Genomic DNA, 14,564 nt, shown 5'->3' with positions numbered 1-14,564 from the left:
GTTTATTTTATCGGCGTACATACTAGAGGTGAGGTGATAAACTTGAAGCTACTAGATTCTGGAATTGATAACCAAATGTATGATTTATATGATTTAGAAAATATATTAAAACGATTAGATTTTGTGATAGGTGGTAACTGGGATTACGATCATGCTTATTTTGATTACGAACTCGACAAAGATACAGAGAAATACGTGTTCTTAAGAATACCTGTTTCTACAGAAATCGGTTACCTTGATGAGCGCGATGCTAAAGTGCGTCTTGGTAAACCGTTTGTATTAGCCCACCGTTTTGAATCAGGTATTGATCAACAAGGTACAGGTGGAAATGTATCGGCGGGCTTTAACCAATTCGCATCACCTGAAGATGAAGATGCAGAGGTTGATGCGACTTATATTCAAGAAGCGGAAAGAGTTTTACAACAAGTTGAAAGAGCTTTATTGCAATAATTTCTCCGAAAAAATAACTTCATCTCCCTCGACGAGCTGTTCTTGAGGGGCTGGGTTTATAATGATTTCTTCATCACGAATAAGGCCTAGCAATAACAGGCCTTCTTTTTTCATTTTGTAAGTTAACTCAACGATTGTATGACCTTTCCATTGGTCAGCTACTTTATGTTTAATAAATTCTTGGTCAGATAATAAGGCCATTACATACTCCACTGTCTGTATGTGCTGGTGGCTCGTTAGTTCATGAAAGAATAAAGTACTTGTAGACTCATTCGTACAAATTGCTTCAGTGGCACCAGCTCGTTCAGCATTTGATTTTTGTGTACTCGTCAATATTTCAACAAAAATTGGAATTTGAGCATTCAATCCTCTACACGTGATTGTAATGAGAATGGAATATGTATCAGCGTCCCGTTCATATCTTGATTGATCTGCAGTGATAATAGCCTTTTTAGCCTCATCAACATTTGCTTTCTTCCAAGTCTCATCTAAGCTTGGGTCATCTTTTATGAAGTGAACATAAGGAACGTCAAGTGGATCTTTTTGTATTGATTCGTCGATTAAAACGATAGCGGTTTTGTCTTTATATTGTTCATGGAGGAGTTGGATCAATCTTCTTGAACGTTCGTTCCAACCAACAATAATGTAATGATGACTTCCTTTATAAGCAACTTTACCTTCTGCATATGACTTTTCTCTTGAAATGGTACTCCTTGAAAATGCAACCATATAAAAAGTGATCACTCCTCCACCCAGTAGTAAGAGTAAAATAGCCATAAATCGCCCAATTGTCGTTTGAGGTACATAGTCTCCGTAACCAACCGTTGAACCAGTAATAAATGCCCACCATATACCGTCAAAAACTGTTTTGAATTCGTTGGGCTCTAACATATGAACTATAAAACCAAAAACAAACATGGTTAGGAAAATGGTGCCCAACAATCTGATAAATTGAGGAACTTTAAAATACCATCTTTTTAATCTATACAACATAATTAAAATCCCCCTCTAAAAGCTATCATCATCTTTCCCAGAGGGTTTACAATTTAAACGCCATAAAAAAAGAGCCAATCTATATTAAGATTGACTCTCATCAATGACGTATCTCGCGGTAGGCATTGCTTTTAATCGTTCTTCAGGTATTGGACGTCCTGTTCGTTCACAAATACCATAAGTTCCGTTCTCCATTTTCTCTAAAGCATGTTCAATCTCGCTTAATTCTTCTTCTGCTCTACGGTGAAATGCCATATCTTTTTCCCGTTCATAAAGCTCAGTTCCTGTATCAGCTGGGTGTTGCTGATCAACTGAGTTCAATTCACCGACACTTTCTTCAATGAATGATCTATCCGTATCAAATGAATCTAATTCTTCTTTGACGCGTTTTTTATCTTCTAAAAGTTGCTGTTTTAATGCTTGCATTAAATTTGGATCCATTCAACTTCACCTCATTATTTTCGATCGACCACTCCTAAAGTGCACCGAGAAATAGAAATGAGTTGGTCACTTTCATCGACAATGTTAATTTCCCAAACCATTGTTGTTCGACCAATGTGAACAGGTTTTGCTATAGCCTTAACATAACCATCACGCTTACTCTTAACATGATTAGCGTTTATTTCGATACCGAATACATTTTGCTTCTCTGGGTCAACATTTAAAAATCCACCTAAACTAGCGGCAGATTCAGCTAAAGCAACTGACGCTCCTCCATGTAAATAACCTAAAGGCTGATGAACCGTTGGTGAGACGGGCATTTTCAATATAACCTCATTTTTTTCGGTCTTTACAACTTCAACATTCATTGTCTCAAAAAGCGTATTTTCCAACTGCATATTCTTCTCTCCTTTTTTATAGTGTTATATGAACCAAAAAATTATACCTTATGTTAGTGATTGAATGGCATATAAATGATTTAGTAAAAATGAAATACCAAATAAAAGTCCAAAGATGGTATTGGTTTGAGCAGTGAATTTCATAGCTGGCATCATCTCTAAAGGAGTATTATTATTTTTGAAAACTTTGATAGCATTGATCGCTTTTTTGACACTTAATAGAACTAACAATCCCCAAACTGGCATGATTCCGATCATAATGAACAGAACAGTTGTGGCATAAGCTAATATGAAAAAAGCAGCCAATACACGAATGGCATTGTTGCGCCCCACTAAAATAGCAAGTGTTTTACGGCCGTTTGCTTGATCACCTTCAAAGTCACGGATGTTATTTGAAAGTAAAATAGCTCCAATTAATATAGCAATTGGAATGGATAATAAAACAGCTTCATTAGTTAAAATTTCTGTTTGAATATAATAGCTGATTCCAATGATAACAGTCCCCATGAAAAATCCAGCGAATAATTCTCCAAATGGCGAGTATGCAATTGGATAAGGGCCGCCTGTATAAAGATAACCAAATAACATAGATATGAGTCCAATGACTGCGATCCAAAATGTCGTCAATAAACAAATATAAAATCCTAATAAAATGGCAACCCCGTAAAAAGTAAAGGCCAGATTACGAACGGTTTGAGGTGAAATTCCATCCCTTACAATAGTTCCACCAATTCCAACCGAATCCTCGGTATCTAATCCCTTTACATAGTCGTAGTATTCGTTAAACATATTAGTGGCTGCTTGGATTAAGATGGAGGCGATCAGCATGGCTATAAATAATCCGATATGAACAGACGTCTCAATGCTGGCGATGACCGTCCCGACAAAAACTGGTATAAATGAAGCCGTTAATGTGTGCGGTCTTAACATTCTCCACCAAATTTGAAAGCCTGACTTTTCCCCAAGCGCTTCTTTGGTTGTTTGATTTGACACAATTGTCATCCCTTTCTATACTCAAAGGTTATTAACCTAAACATAGTTTAGTGAAACGAAGTAAGCATGTCAATAAGTGGTGTACTGCTTTTACCTTGTCTCACAGGGAAAAAAGTCATACAATAATGAAAGAGTGTTTTAGAAACATGCATGTTTTATTGGAGGCGTATGCCATGTTACAAACTAAGCCGTTTACGATCAATGAACAATTAAACAAGGCTAAAGAATATATGGATACTGTTAATCAAACTCAACTAATGGTTTCATTAGTCGAAAAGGTTAATTTTATAAATCCAGTTCAATTTTTTTCGTATTATCAAAATCAAGATCTATTAAGGTTGTTTTGGAGAGATTCTGAAGATTCCTTCTACCTTGTAGGCATAGGGAATTATAAAACGATTCAATCACATCAGAACCGATTTCATTCTGTGCAACAACAATGGGAAGGACTTCTTACAGACTTTTTTATTCCAAACGATTCAGTAAAAGGAACAGGACCACTTATGTTAGGTGGATTCTCTTTCAATGATTCCGTCATGGATGATAAGTGGAAAACGTTTCAATCGGGGTTAATGGTCGTGCCTGAAGCTATGTTGACTGTCATTCAAGGTGAATGTTATATGACTTACAATGTTACGGTTAATGAGAATACAGACGTTGATGCATTAACCACAAAGTTAAAACAATGGACAGAGAACATCAATGATCAATATGAATCAAATGTTCCTCAACAGCTTCAAACGACAAATAGCTTAGACTATCGTAATTGGGAACAATTAATTCGTGATGCTGTCAACAGGATTAAAAATGGTACCTTAGGTAAAGTTGTATTAGCTCGAGAGTTAGAAGCAGAATTTAATCAATCCATTGATTTAAATAATGTTCTAAAGAAGTTAGTAGAGCAACAGAAGGATAGCTTTATTTATATATTCGACTATGGTGATGATGCGTTTATTAGTGCGACACCAGAACGTCTTGTTAAAGTGGATGAGAACGAATTACTATCCACTTGTCTAGCCGGAACCATTAAAAGAGGGGACTCATTAAAAGAAGATGATTTATTGGCCCAATCCTTATTAAATGATGAGAAAAATCGGAGCGAACATCAGTATGTCGTAAGTATGATTAAAGAAGCGATTGAGCCTTTAACACATTCGATTGATCTTCCGAGTCAACCTGAAATTTTACAATTAAGAACGCTACAGCATTTATATACACCCGTAACAGCAATCTTAAAGGATTCATATACGATTTTTGATTTAATTGAAAAACTTCACCCAACACCCGCACTAGGCGGCGAGCCACGTCAAGCTGCGGTGATGTTTATTAAAGAAAATGAACCATTTGAGCGTGGTTGGTATGCAGGTCCTGTCGGTTGGATTGATGCGCATGGTAATGGTGAAATAATAGTGGCTATTCGTTCCGCTTTAATTAATCAAAATAAAGCGACGCTATTTGCAGGGTGTGGGATTGTAGAAGAATCTGATCCATATGAAGAATATGAAGAAACAAAATTGAAATTCACGCCGATGTTAGAGGCTTTGGGAGGCATCTCTCGATGAACATGGGAGACAAGACTTATTATGTCAGTTATTTTATAGATGAGCTATATCAAAATGGATTAGAACATGTTGTTATATCACCCGGTTCAAGGTCAACCCCAATGGCTATGACTTTTGCGGAGCATCCATCTATTAAAGATTGGGTGCACTTTGATGAACGATCTTCAGCTTTTTTCGCATTAGGATTAGCGAAAAGGACTCAAAAGCCTGTTGCACTTATTTGTACATCAGGAACAGCGGCAGCTAATTACTACCCGGCTATTATTGAAGCTTATTATAGCCGGGTTCCTTTGTTAGTTTTAACCGCAGATCGCCCTCATGAATTAAGAGATAATGGTGCTCCGCAAGCCATTGATCAAATAAAAATGTATGGGGATTATACTAAGTATTTTCATGAAATGGCAATACCAGAAAACAGTGAACAAATGAAGCGGTATGCTAGACGTCAAGCAAGTAGAGCTTATTCGATCTCAAATCATCCAAATAAAGGTCCAGTGCAGTTAAATTTCCCATTCAGAGACCCATTAGTTCCAGATTTATCGTTACCTGACCTTTGGGGTGAACGTTCACAATCATATGTGAACCATATCACAGGCCATGAACAAGTTGATGGACAGGCTGTTCATGATGTCATGAATATGATTGATGGCTTAGGCCGTGGGATTATTGTTTGTGGTGAACTACATTCCAAAGAGTCACAACAGTTAATTATAAATTTAGCCAAGCAGTGGGAAATTCCTGTTTTTGCGGATGTTTTATCTAATTTAAGAAAGCATCCTAAGACTAATCCATATATCATTTCAACTTATGATGCGATATTAAAACGGGAAGACATAAGAAAACAGCTAGATGTTGATTTCGTGATTCGTTTCGGTTCCATGCCTGTTTCTAAGCCATATATGCAGTGGATTACAGCTAAACAACCGAAAGTTCATATTGTGGTAGACGAGAACCAAGGTTACCGTGAGCCAACAAATATTGAAACAACGATGGTATTCTCAGAACTAGCTCATTTCTTAAATCAGCTCATAAGTCATTCATTCGTACCGAAAATTGATTCGGATTGGAAGAGCTTTTGGTTAGACAATGACCAAATTGCCCAAAAAATATTAACAAACAATCAAGATGAACTAACCGAAGGAACAGCTGTCCTGACTTTATCTGAAGAAGTAGAAGAAGGTTCCGTTGTTTTTGTTGGAAATAGTATGCCGATCAGAGATATGGATACGTTTTTCTTTAACTCACAAAGATCTATCGATGTCATGTCGAATCGGGGAGCAAATGGGATTGATGGAGTTATCTCTAGTGCTTTAGGTGTGGCAGCAACTAATACACCTGTCACATTATTGATTGGTGACGTATCATTTTTACACGATTATACAGCGTTATTTATTGCAAGACAGTATCAACTTCCATTACGAGTGTTAGTGTTAAATAACAACGGGGGAGGAATCTTTTCATTTTTACCACAGAACAATGAAAAGAAGCATTTTGAAAACTTATTTGGAACACCATTTAATCCTCCAATTCAGACAATGGTAGAAGGATTAGGTGTAAGATACCAACGCGCAAGCTCTGTACAAAACCTAAAAGAAATACTCAGTCAACCTGTACAATACTTAGAAGTCATTGAGGTACAAACGGATCGAGACGACAATTTAATATGGCATCGTCAGAAATGGGAAAGCGTTTATCAACAGTTAAATCGAGATGGTTTATCATGAAAATAAAAGTAAATGACAACCAGTATTTTGTGAAAGTTCATGGCAAAGGGGAGCCAGTGGTACTATTGCATGGATTTACTGGCTCGACCAACACTTGGCAAGAAATGATGGACCCATTATTAGATGAGTATCAATGTATTACGATCGATTTACCTGGACATGGACAGACGGATGCAAATGTTGACAACATGGAACAATGTTGTTGGGAGTTAAATGAATTATTAAACCAACTTTCTATTTGCTCTTTTCATTTATTAGGATATTCGATGGGAGGCCGAACAGCGCTTGTTTTTACTTCTATGTTTCCCGAAAAGGTAAAAACATTAATATTAGAAAGTGCTTCCCCAGGATTAGAAGAAGAAGCCAAAAATGAAAGAGCTGAACGAGATAATCAGTTAGCTAAATTTATGGTGGAAAAAGGTATAGAAGAGTTTGTGAATTATTGGGAGACCATTCCTCTGTTTAAATCACAAGAAAGATTACCTGTGAGTGCTAGAAGGAAAATTAGAGAAGAGCGATTAAACCAACGTCCATCAGGCTTGGCGATGTCATTAAGGTCGATGGGAACAGGTGTGCAGCCAACCTTGTGGTCCTCTTTAAATGACATTCAAGTTCCAACTGTTTTGATCACAGGAGAGTTAGACGATAAATTTGTTGAGATCAATCAAAAAATGGTTGAAGCCTTTCCACACGCTGTTCATGAGACGATACCAAATGTTGGCCATGCTCCACACTTAGAAAATCCAAATTCTTTTGGTAAAATAGTAATGAAATATTTATAATAAAAACAATTACATAAAAGGGAGGCAATTATTATGGCAGTTCAATGGGAAAAAGTTCGAGATTATGAAGAAATTATTTATGAAAAATATAATGGTATTGCCAAAGTAACCATTAACCGTCCGGAAAAGCGTAATGCATTTACGCCACTAACGGTTCAAGAAATGATTGATGCATTTGCGGATGCACGTGACGATTCAAATATCGGTGTCATTGTTCTTGCAGGAGCTGGTGATGAAGCATTCTGTGCAGGTGGTGACCAAAAAGTACGTGGTCACGGTGGTTATGTAGGTACTGACCAAATTCCACGTCTTAACGTATTAGATTTACAAAGATTAATTCGTACGATTCCTAAGCCAGTTGTAGCAATGGTTTCTGGCTATGCAATTGGAGGAGGACATGTCCTACATGTCGTATGTGATTTAACCATAGCGGCAGACAACGCTATTTTTGGACAAACTGGACCGAAAGTAGGCAGCTTTGATGCTGGTTATGGTGCTGGTTTACTTGCACGTATTGTGGGACATAAGAAGGCGCGTGAAATTTGGTACCTATGCCGTCAATACAACGCAGAAGAAGCTAAAGACATGGGACTTGTTAACACAGTCGTACCTTTAGACAAACTTGAAGAAGAAACTATTCAATGGTGTGAAGAGATGTTAGAAAAATCACCAACAGCTCTTCGTTTCTTAAAAGCGTCATTTAATGCTGATACAGATGGGTTGGCTGGTTTACAACAAATGGGTGGTGACGCTACACTTCTTTACTACACAACAGATGAAGCTAAAGAAGGGCGCGATGCATTTAAAGAAAAACGCAAACCAGACTTTAAGCAGTTCCCACGTTTCCCATAAGTTTTTATTCAAAGATCGCGTAGTTATACGCGGTCTTTATTTCATTTACACTTTACTATAGAGAATTAGAGGGATATCTATGACGATGATGCCTAACTGGTTAGACAAACGAGCCTATTTAACACCAAACTTAGAAGCGATTGTTCTTAAAAATGGAGAAAGCTACACATTTAAACAACTGCAAAATGACTCAAAAGCCTATGCAACCTTTTTGTCACAACAAGGTTTTAAAAAAGGTGATCATATTGCGGTTCTTTCAAGCAATTGTTATGAATTTGCTGTGGTTGTTCACGCTCTCCACTACATAGGAGCCGTTGCTTTTTTACTTAACACACGATTAACGACTGGTGAATTAGTTTTTCAGCTAGAAGATGGTGAGGTCAGCGGGTTCATCTATCATCCAACATATGAAAATACAGCTAAGGAATTGTTGAACCATCATCCATTTAGCATCTTTTCAACAAATTTAAAAAAGCCAGAAGAAATAATTGAATTTCCAAGCGAAATCAATCTTGAAGATGTTTCTCATATTTTATACACATCTGGTACGACAGGACATCCTAAAGGGGTTCAGCTTACATACGGGAATCACTATTGGAGTGCCACTTCTTCGGCATTGAACTTAGGAATTGATGAAAAAGATCGTTGGCTGTTGAGTTTACCTATGTTTCATGTTGGTGGTCTTTCTATTTTATACCGAAGTGTGATTTATGGAATGCCCGTACACTTACATGAGAAATTCGATTTAGAAGCGATTCACCATGATATCATGGAAGGTGGCGTGACGATTGTTTCGGTTGTAACGGTCATGCTTGAACAGTTGATGGAAAGGTTAGGAAGCGATCTCTATCCTGATTCATTCAGGTGTATGTTATTAGGAGGAGGGCCAGCTCCTAAAGTTTTATTGGAACAATGCCAACAAAAACAAGTTCCTGTCTATCAATCGTATGGCATGACAGAAACAGCTTCACAATTCTGTACGTTGGATAAAGGTAGTATGTTGTCGAAAATTGGTTCTTCTGGTAAACCGTTATTTCCTGGGCAATTGAAAATTGTCGAAAACAACCAAGAGTGTTCGGTAAATGAAGTAGGAGAAATCGAAGTGAAAGGACCAAATGTGACAAAAGGTTACTGGAAGAGACCGGAAGCAAATGATAAAACATTTCAAGACGGTTGGCTTAAAACCGGAGATTTAGGATACCTTGATGAAGATGGTTTTTTATATGTAGTTGATCGAAGAAAAGATCTTATCATATCAGGTGGCGAGAATGTTTATCCGGCGGAAATTGAATCAATATTTAAAGGTTTAGAAGGAATTGAGGATGTCGGAGTTGTTGGAGTTAAAGATGAACGCTGGGGAGAAGTACCAGTTGCATTTGTCGTTAAGAAAAACAATGCTGTTACAGCTGAAACCATTTTACACGATGCTTCTCAATATTTAGCGAAATATAAAGTTCCGAAAAAAGTTTACTTCTTAGAAGAGCTTCCAAGAAACGCATCTAGAAAATTACAGAGACATAAATTACTTGAGTTATTAGAAGGTGGGGGTTCTTCGTGATTCAGTTAGATCAAGTAAAAGTCAGACATGTATCCATGAAACTAAAGAAGCCGTTTCAAACCGTTAATGGTTTGGTCGTTGTTCGAGACACACTAATTGTGGAGGCATATGACCGAGACGGACGTGTAGGTTATGGAGAATGTGTGGCATTCTCAGATCCATTTTATTCACCCGAGACGACTACAACAGCATGGGACCAGTTAAAGAATTTTTTACTTCCAATGCTTAATAAAAAGAAAATCAATCATCCTAAGGATCTTCATCAAATTTTTTCGTCTATTCAAGGTCATCAAATGGCAAAAGCGAGTATAGAAACAGCTATATGGGATCTTTATGGCAAACAACAAGACAAAACGTTAAAAGACGTCATTGGTGGCGTACGTGATGAAGTCGAGAGTGGCGTTGTCCTGTCACTTATGGATGACATAGAGAAACAGGCAGAGGAATATAATAAAAAAGGTTATAAACGATATAAGCTTAAAGTCCAAAAAGGACAAGAGAAAGAAACCATCGAGCGTGTTCAAAGTGTTATTGGTGACAGACCGATTATGTTTGATGGTAATGGAATGTATGAACCTGAAGATATGCTTCATTTAACGAAATTAGACGATTTGAATTTATTGATGATTGAGCAGCCATTTAGGTCAGATGATTTTTATTATCATCACCAATTAAAATCACAAATGAATACTTCCATTAGTTTAGATGAAACGATCAAATCAGAACACAATGCTTTCCAGGCGATTGAACTAGGAGCATGTGATAATATCAACGTTAAATTAGGTCGCGTAGGTGGTTACCAGCAAGCGATTCAAATTCATCATTTTGCTAAAGTCGCAAAATTACCTCTTTGGTGTGGAGGTATGTTAGAGACAGGGATTGGCCGCGCCCATAATGTTGCTCTTGCTACATTAGAACAATTTACACTTCCTGGAGATCTATCCGAATCTTCCCGTTATTGGGAGGAAGATATTATTATGGAACCTTTTACTGTAAATGACGGTAAAGTGAAGGTTCCAACTAAACCAGGTATTGGTGTGACAGTTAATGAAAAGCTTTTAAAGAAACGAACCATTCGTGATTTTACACATAATTTTTAAAAATAATGAGCACAAACATCTTGCAATGATAATGATTTTCATTTACAGTAAAAGTAGATACTTAAGGATTCGCGAATGTTCGAATTAAAGGGAGCGTTGTCAAATGGAAACCCTAACGGCGAATAACTTAACGCTTGGTTACGGAGAAAAAATCATTATCGATGAATTAGATATAGAAATCCCTAAAGGAAAAGTGACAGTCTTAATTGGTAGTAATGGTTGTGGAAAATCAACTTTACTAAGATCAATGGCAAGACTACTTCAACCTAAGTCAGGTGAAGTCGTTTTAGATGGTAATGAGATCGCCAAAATGAATACTAAAGAAGTGGCGAAACAAATGGCGATTTTACCACAAGGACCATCAACTCCTGAAGGATTAACGGTTTATCAGCTAGTTAAAATGGGACGCTATCCATATCAAGGTGTGTTCAAAAAATGGTCTCAAGAAGATGAAGATGCTGTAAATAAAGCGTTAGAAGATACGAACTTAATGGATCTTAAATATCAATCAGTTGATGAGTTATCTGGTGGACAGCGCCAACGTGCTTGGATTGCAATGACCTTAGCGCAAGATACGGAGTTAATCTTATTAGATGAACCAACTACTTATCTTGATATGACTCACCAAATTGATATTTTAGATTTACTATTTGAATTAAACGAAAAAGACAATCGTACAATTGTGATGGTTTTACATGATTTGAATTTAGCATGTCGTTATGCAGACCATATTGTTGCGATTAAAGATAAAAAAGTTTACGAATCTGGTCAACCAGAAGATATTATTACATGTGACCTTGTTTATAATGTGTTTAATATGAACTGTGATGTCACGTTTGATCCATTGTTTGGAACTCCGATGTGTATTCCACATGGAAGAGGACGTTGTATACTAGCTGAGGCTCATGCAGAAAAAACAGGTGTTCAAAATAATTGTGTTACGACAACTCTTAAGGCTAACTAAGTCTTAAGAGTTTTTTGTATATCAGAGCTAGTTTGGTCCACATTAAGAATGAGGTGGATAATATGGATAAACGTAAATTCTATGTCAATGTGGAATCACGAGAGATTTCCGAATTAAAAGCGGGTAACAATGATGAATTCGTCATATATGGCACGCCAAATGATATCATTGAACTTAGAGAATCTTTAGAAGATATGGAGCATGCGGATCTCGGAACTTTTTGGCGATCCCATATGCCTTTTAAAGAATATCATCGCGATGAAGATAACGATGCTTATGATCATTGTTTACTAAAGACTTATAAAATGATTTATGAACTAGGCGATGAACAAGCTAAGCAACACGTTGAACAAATGCCATTTTTTGATGAATTGAATAAAATTGATTAAGAAAAAGCGTTCCTTCACTGAGGAACGCTTTTCTTAACGTTAAACTATTAATAAATGATTAATCAACTTCAGGAATCTCTTTTGTCTGTTGATTATAGTCGTAGTAAGTTCGTTCAATTTTTTGAGTTATGGTTGACTGGTCATCGTAATGGATTTCACTATCAAAATCAGTCGAGATAGATGCGACCTCATAACTTTCTTGATCAATGTTAATGTTGATGTTTACTTCATTAATTTTTAATTCAGACTCTTCAATTGGTAATTCAGAGCTTCCGAGTGCTGATGTTTCGATTTGATTTTTTACATATGATTGAAAATCCTCGCCATTTCCACTTAAAGAAAGCACAAACTGTTGGTCATCCCTTTTAATTTCAAATTGATCTTTGAATTCCGCGAAATAATCTAGTAAAACGTGTAAGTGACGCTGATTTTGAATATGTTCTGGTAATTGATTTAACTCATCATTTGAAATTTCTTTATATGTACCTTCTGATTCATCAGAATATAATTGGTCGTTTGTATAAAGTAATGTGAATTGTCCGTAAGGTGAATGAAGTTCTGTTATAAATTCCAACGGATCATTCTGTAAATAAGTTGTATCTTGTTGTTCTACTTTTATAGGTTGATCAACTTCCGGGACCTTCACTTCTTGTACAAGTGAAAAGTCTACCATGACATTTTCAACTTTTTCGGATTCTGTAAGTGCTTTATTAAAAATATCTTCTGCTGATGTTTCGCTTGTTTTTTTTTCATTAGAGCATCCAGTTATAAGTAGAATCAGTACTCCAAACATTATGATAATTTTTTTCATAATTTTCCCCCTATTAGTTCTATAGTTCTATTTTTTAATATTAATCAAAATAGTGTTTATATAATATTCGTGTAAGGAATATTATTTATGAGAGTTCAAATATTAGAAAAGGTGGGATGCATCATGAAGAAAATCATATATTTGCTAGCATTAACAGCACTCATTTTGATTATCATTCCATATTCATTAACAGATATAAATGCTGAATCCGATTCGTATCATGCCAGTCATTTATCAGCACATGAATTTTCTTCAAAAACTTTGGTTGGACAAGCTAGCTGGTCTAAAGAACAGAACGTTGAGCTGACAGATGAACAAATCGATCAAGTCCTCGATCAATTTATGGATCATTTACTTCAAAAGACTGATGAAGAGTTTAGAGTCCTCAACTATCAATCACTAGAAGACTACAAATCTAGTTTTAAAGGTTTAGCCACTTCAAATGTTGTAGATCAATATGTTGATGAAATTTACTTTGAAAAAGGACAAGCCTTATATTTTAAACCAACTGATACTCCACCATGGTTTGAATCTGATCAACCATTCGATAAAGAAAAGCTCGATGAACGTACTTACCGTATATCTCAAAGTAATGAAAATGAACTTCATGGAAATTACCATATTTTAATCGACCTAAAATTGAATGAAAATAACGAACCGTATATAATAAACGTACAATATCAATAATTCACAACATAAAGGAATGTATTCGACTAGTGGAAGTATTTAAGGATTATTATAACAATACAGTAAAATTGGTAATTGGAAATGAAACCTTTTCTAAACAACCTAAACATGTCTGGGTGATAACCCGTTATAAAAAACAATGGTTACTCACCAAACACCTGGATCGAGGAATTGAATTTCCAGGTGGTAAAGTAGAAGACGGAGAAATTGCTGAAGAAGCTGCCATACGGGAAGTAAAAGAAGAAACAGGTGGTCTTATTTCAAATCTATACTTTATAGGTCAATACCATGTAGATGGAAAAGGCGGAGAAATTATAAAAAACATTTATTTCGGTGAGGTTGATGTTTTAGAAGAGGAAGAGCATTATTACGAAACAGAAGGACCGGTATTAATGAAGGAGCTGCCGGCCAATTTAAAACAGGATCATCGGTTTAGTTTTATGATGAAAGACTATGTTTTAAAAAAATCCATGCAAGTCATAAGAGAACGTTTTTTATAATAATAAAGCGTGAAGAGACTCAACATCTCTTCACGCTTTACTTTTTTATTGTTTAGGAAATTATAAAATGACTCAGTTGTGGATAAGTATGTGATAGAATTTAACTAATAAATTTAGGAGATATTTCGGTATGGGTAAAAAAGGTTCTGGAGTTATTAAACAAATATTAAAAGAACACTTTAATGGTTTTTGGGCATTACATGCCCAAAGGTTCCCAGTAGATTATCGGGATGATATAGAGGAAACAGTTATAAAAACTATTAGATGCGGAACAAAAGACTTAGGTTATGCACGATATGAATGTTTGGGGTGCGAAGGAGAGCCAAGTCCTAAGTTTGTATGTTTTACCTGTAAAAGTCG

General features: G+C 36.2%; 17 protein-coding genes. 12 read left to right on the top strand and 5 right to left on the bottom strand.

What is annotated here, in order from left to right:
* Nucleotides 1-42 precede the first annotated feature (42 nt).
* Entirely contained in the window at nt 43-450 is a 408-nt protein-coding gene (locus tag BMY57_RS11900) for a YugN family protein (RefSeq protein WP_175615161.1), read from the top strand.
* Here the strand turns inward: BMY57_RS11900 and BMY57_RS11895 are convergent.
* From BMY57_RS11895 to BMY57_RS11880, 4 genes are all read right to left on the bottom strand, one after another.
* A complete protein-coding gene (locus BMY57_RS11895; RefSeq protein ID WP_091774600.1) occupies nt 439-1,443 on the bottom strand; it encodes a potassium channel family protein in 1,005 nt (334 codons plus the stop codon). The genes BMY57_RS11900 and BMY57_RS11895 overlap by 12 nt on opposite strands.
* A gap of 84 nt (nt 1,444-1,527) precedes the next feature.
* Nucleotides 1,528-1,884 carry a TraR/DksA C4-type zinc finger protein gene (locus BMY57_RS16420; RefSeq protein ID WP_091774597.1) on the bottom strand — a complete coding sequence of 119 codons (357 nt, stop codon included), beginning with the start codon at nt 1,882-1,884 and terminating at the stop codon, nt 1,528-1,530.
* A gap of 14 nt (nt 1,885-1,898) precedes the next feature.
* Nucleotides 1,899-2,282 carry a hotdog fold thioesterase gene (locus BMY57_RS11885; protein WP_091774595.1) on the bottom strand — a complete coding sequence of 128 codons (384 nt, stop codon included), beginning with the start codon at nt 2,280-2,282 and terminating at the stop codon, nt 1,899-1,901.
* Nucleotides 2,283-2,330: 48 nt separating this feature from the next.
* Nucleotides 2,331-3,284: a 1,4-dihydroxy-2-naphthoate polyprenyltransferase gene (locus BMY57_RS11880; RefSeq protein ID WP_091774593.1), complete on the bottom strand. Its 954-nt coding sequence runs from the start codon at nt 3,282-3,284 to the stop codon at nt 2,331-2,333.
* A 164-nt stretch (nt 3,285-3,448) separates the two neighbouring features.
* Here BMY57_RS11880 and BMY57_RS11875 point away from each other — a divergent pair, with 164 nt between their 5' ends.
* From BMY57_RS11875 to BMY57_RS11840, 8 genes are all read left to right on the top strand, one after another.
* Nucleotides 3,449-4,837, top strand: a complete 1,389-nt coding sequence (locus tag BMY57_RS11875; protein WP_175615159.1) for an isochorismate synthase — start codon at nt 3,449-3,451, stop codon at nt 4,835-4,837.
* Nucleotides 4,834-6,561, top strand: coding sequence for a 2-succinyl-5-enolpyruvyl-6-hydroxy-3-cyclohexene-1-carboxylic-acid synthase (gene menD, locus BMY57_RS11870; protein ID WP_091774589.1), 1,728 nt, complete (start codon nt 4,834-4,836; stop codon nt 6,559-6,561). Before BMY57_RS11875 ends, menD begins: the two co-directional genes overlap by 4 nt.
* Nucleotides 6,558-7,343 carry a 2-succinyl-6-hydroxy-2,4-cyclohexadiene-1-carboxylate synthase gene (menH, locus tag BMY57_RS11865; protein ID WP_091774588.1) on the top strand — a complete coding sequence of 262 codons (786 nt, stop codon included), beginning with the start codon at nt 6,558-6,560 and terminating at the stop codon, nt 7,341-7,343. The genes menD and menH overlap by 4 nt, the downstream gene beginning before the upstream one ends.
* 33 nt (nt 7,344-7,376) lie before the next feature.
* Nucleotides 7,377-8,195: a 1,4-dihydroxy-2-naphthoyl-CoA synthase gene (gene menB / locus BMY57_RS11860; protein WP_091774586.1), complete on the top strand. Its 819-nt coding sequence runs from the start codon at nt 7,377-7,379 to the stop codon at nt 8,193-8,195.
* A gap of 79 nt (nt 8,196-8,274) precedes the next feature.
* The gene (locus tag BMY57_RS11855) at nt 8,275-9,753 is read left to right on the top strand and encodes an o-succinylbenzoate--CoA ligase (protein WP_091774584.1); all 1,479 of its coding nucleotides are present in this window, start codon (nt 8,275-8,277) and stop codon (nt 9,751-9,753) included.
* Complete coding sequence (gene menC, locus BMY57_RS11850; RefSeq protein ID WP_091774582.1) at nt 9,750-10,853, top strand: o-succinylbenzoate synthase; 1,104 nt, start codon at nt 9,750-9,752, stop codon at nt 10,851-10,853. Before BMY57_RS11855 ends, menC begins: the two co-directional genes overlap by 4 nt.
* A gap of 103 nt (nt 10,854-10,956) precedes the next feature.
* Nucleotides 10,957-11,817: an ABC transporter ATP-binding protein gene (locus tag BMY57_RS11845; protein ID WP_091774580.1), complete on the top strand. Its 861-nt coding sequence runs from the start codon at nt 10,957-10,959 to the stop codon at nt 11,815-11,817.
* Nucleotides 11,818-11,879: 62 nt separating this feature from the next.
* Nucleotides 11,880-12,206: a hypothetical protein gene (locus tag BMY57_RS11840; protein WP_091774578.1), complete on the top strand. Its 327-nt coding sequence runs from the start codon at nt 11,880-11,882 to the stop codon at nt 12,204-12,206.
* 58 nt (nt 12,207-12,264) lie between these two features.
* On the opposite strand, the gene BMY57_RS11835 is transcribed toward BMY57_RS11840, so the two are convergent.
* On the bottom strand, nt 12,265-13,017 hold the full coding sequence (locus BMY57_RS11835; protein WP_091774576.1) for a DUF6612 family protein: 753 nt from the start codon (nt 13,015-13,017) through the stop codon (nt 12,265-12,267).
* A 123-nt stretch (nt 13,018-13,140) separates the two neighbouring features.
* On the opposite strand from BMY57_RS11835, the gene BMY57_RS11830 reads away from it, so the two are divergent.
* From BMY57_RS11830 to BMY57_RS11820, 3 genes are all read left to right on the top strand, one after another.
* A complete protein-coding gene (locus BMY57_RS11830; protein ID WP_091774574.1) occupies nt 13,141-13,704 on the top strand; it encodes a hypothetical protein in 564 nt (187 codons plus the stop codon).
* A gap of 29 nt (nt 13,705-13,733) precedes the next feature.
* Nucleotides 13,734-14,204, top strand: coding sequence for an RNA deprotection pyrophosphohydrolase (gene ytkD / locus BMY57_RS11825; protein ID WP_091774572.1), 471 nt, complete (start codon nt 13,734-13,736; stop codon nt 14,202-14,204).
* A gap of 130 nt (nt 14,205-14,334) precedes the next feature.
* Nucleotides 14,335-14,564, top strand: a 230-nt coding sequence (locus BMY57_RS11820) for a transposase zinc-binding domain-containing protein (protein WP_143063830.1), incomplete at its 3' end; no start/stop codon positions are given.

The organism is Piscibacillus halophilus, from assembly GCF_900110685.1.
In the GTDB taxonomy this organism is placed as follows: domain Bacteria; phylum Bacillota; class Bacilli; order Bacillales; family Alkalibacillaceae; genus Piscibacillus; species Piscibacillus halophilus.
The sequence above is the reverse complement of the archived record's forward strand: the minus strand, read 5'-3'. Positions and strand labels throughout refer to the sequence as shown.

Bases quoted from the DNA above. Each gene is read 5' to 3' on its own strand.
- BMY57_RS11880 (WP_091774593.1), bottom strand. From the start codon at position 3,284: ATGACAATTGTGTCAAATCAAACAACCAAAGAAGCGCTTGGGGAAAAG.
- BMY57_RS11835 (WP_091774576.1), bottom strand. From the start codon at position 13,017: ATGAAAAAAATTATCATAATGTTTGGAGTACTGATTCTACTTATAACT.
- menH (WP_091774588.1), top strand. From the start codon at position 6,558: ATGAAAATAAAAGTAAATGACAACCAGTATTTTGTGAAAGTTCATGGC.
- menD (WP_091774589.1), top strand. From the start codon at position 4,834: ATGAACATGGGAGACAAGACTTATTATGTCAGTTATTTTATAGATGAG.
- menB (WP_091774586.1), top strand. From the start codon at position 7,377: ATGGCAGTTCAATGGGAAAAAGTTCGAGATTATGAAGAAATTATTTAT.
- BMY57_RS11845 (WP_091774580.1), top strand. From the start codon at position 10,957: ATGGAAACCCTAACGGCGAATAACTTAACGCTTGGTTACGGAGAAAAA.
- BMY57_RS11885 (WP_091774595.1), bottom strand. From the start codon at position 2,282: ATGCAGTTGGAAAATACGCTTTTTGAGACAATGAATGTTGAAGTTGTA.
- BMY57_RS11855 (WP_091774584.1), top strand. From the start codon at position 8,275: ATGACGATGATGCCTAACTGGTTAGACAAACGAGCCTATTTAACACCA.
- BMY57_RS11840 (WP_091774578.1), top strand. From the start codon at position 11,880: ATGGATAAACGTAAATTCTATGTCAATGTGGAATCACGAGAGATTTCC.
- BMY57_RS16420 (WP_091774597.1), bottom strand. From the start codon at position 1,884: ATGGATCCAAATTTAATGCAAGCATTAAAACAGCAACTTTTAGAAGAT.
- BMY57_RS11830 (WP_091774574.1), top strand. From the start codon at position 13,141: ATGAAGAAAATCATATATTTGCTAGCATTAACAGCACTCATTTTGATT.
- BMY57_RS11895 (WP_091774600.1), bottom strand. From the start codon at position 1,443: ATGTTGTATAGATTAAAAAGATGGTATTTTAAAGTTCCTCAATTTATC.
- BMY57_RS11875 (WP_175615159.1), top strand. From the start codon at position 3,449: ATGTTACAAACTAAGCCGTTTACGATCAATGAACAATTAAACAAGGCT.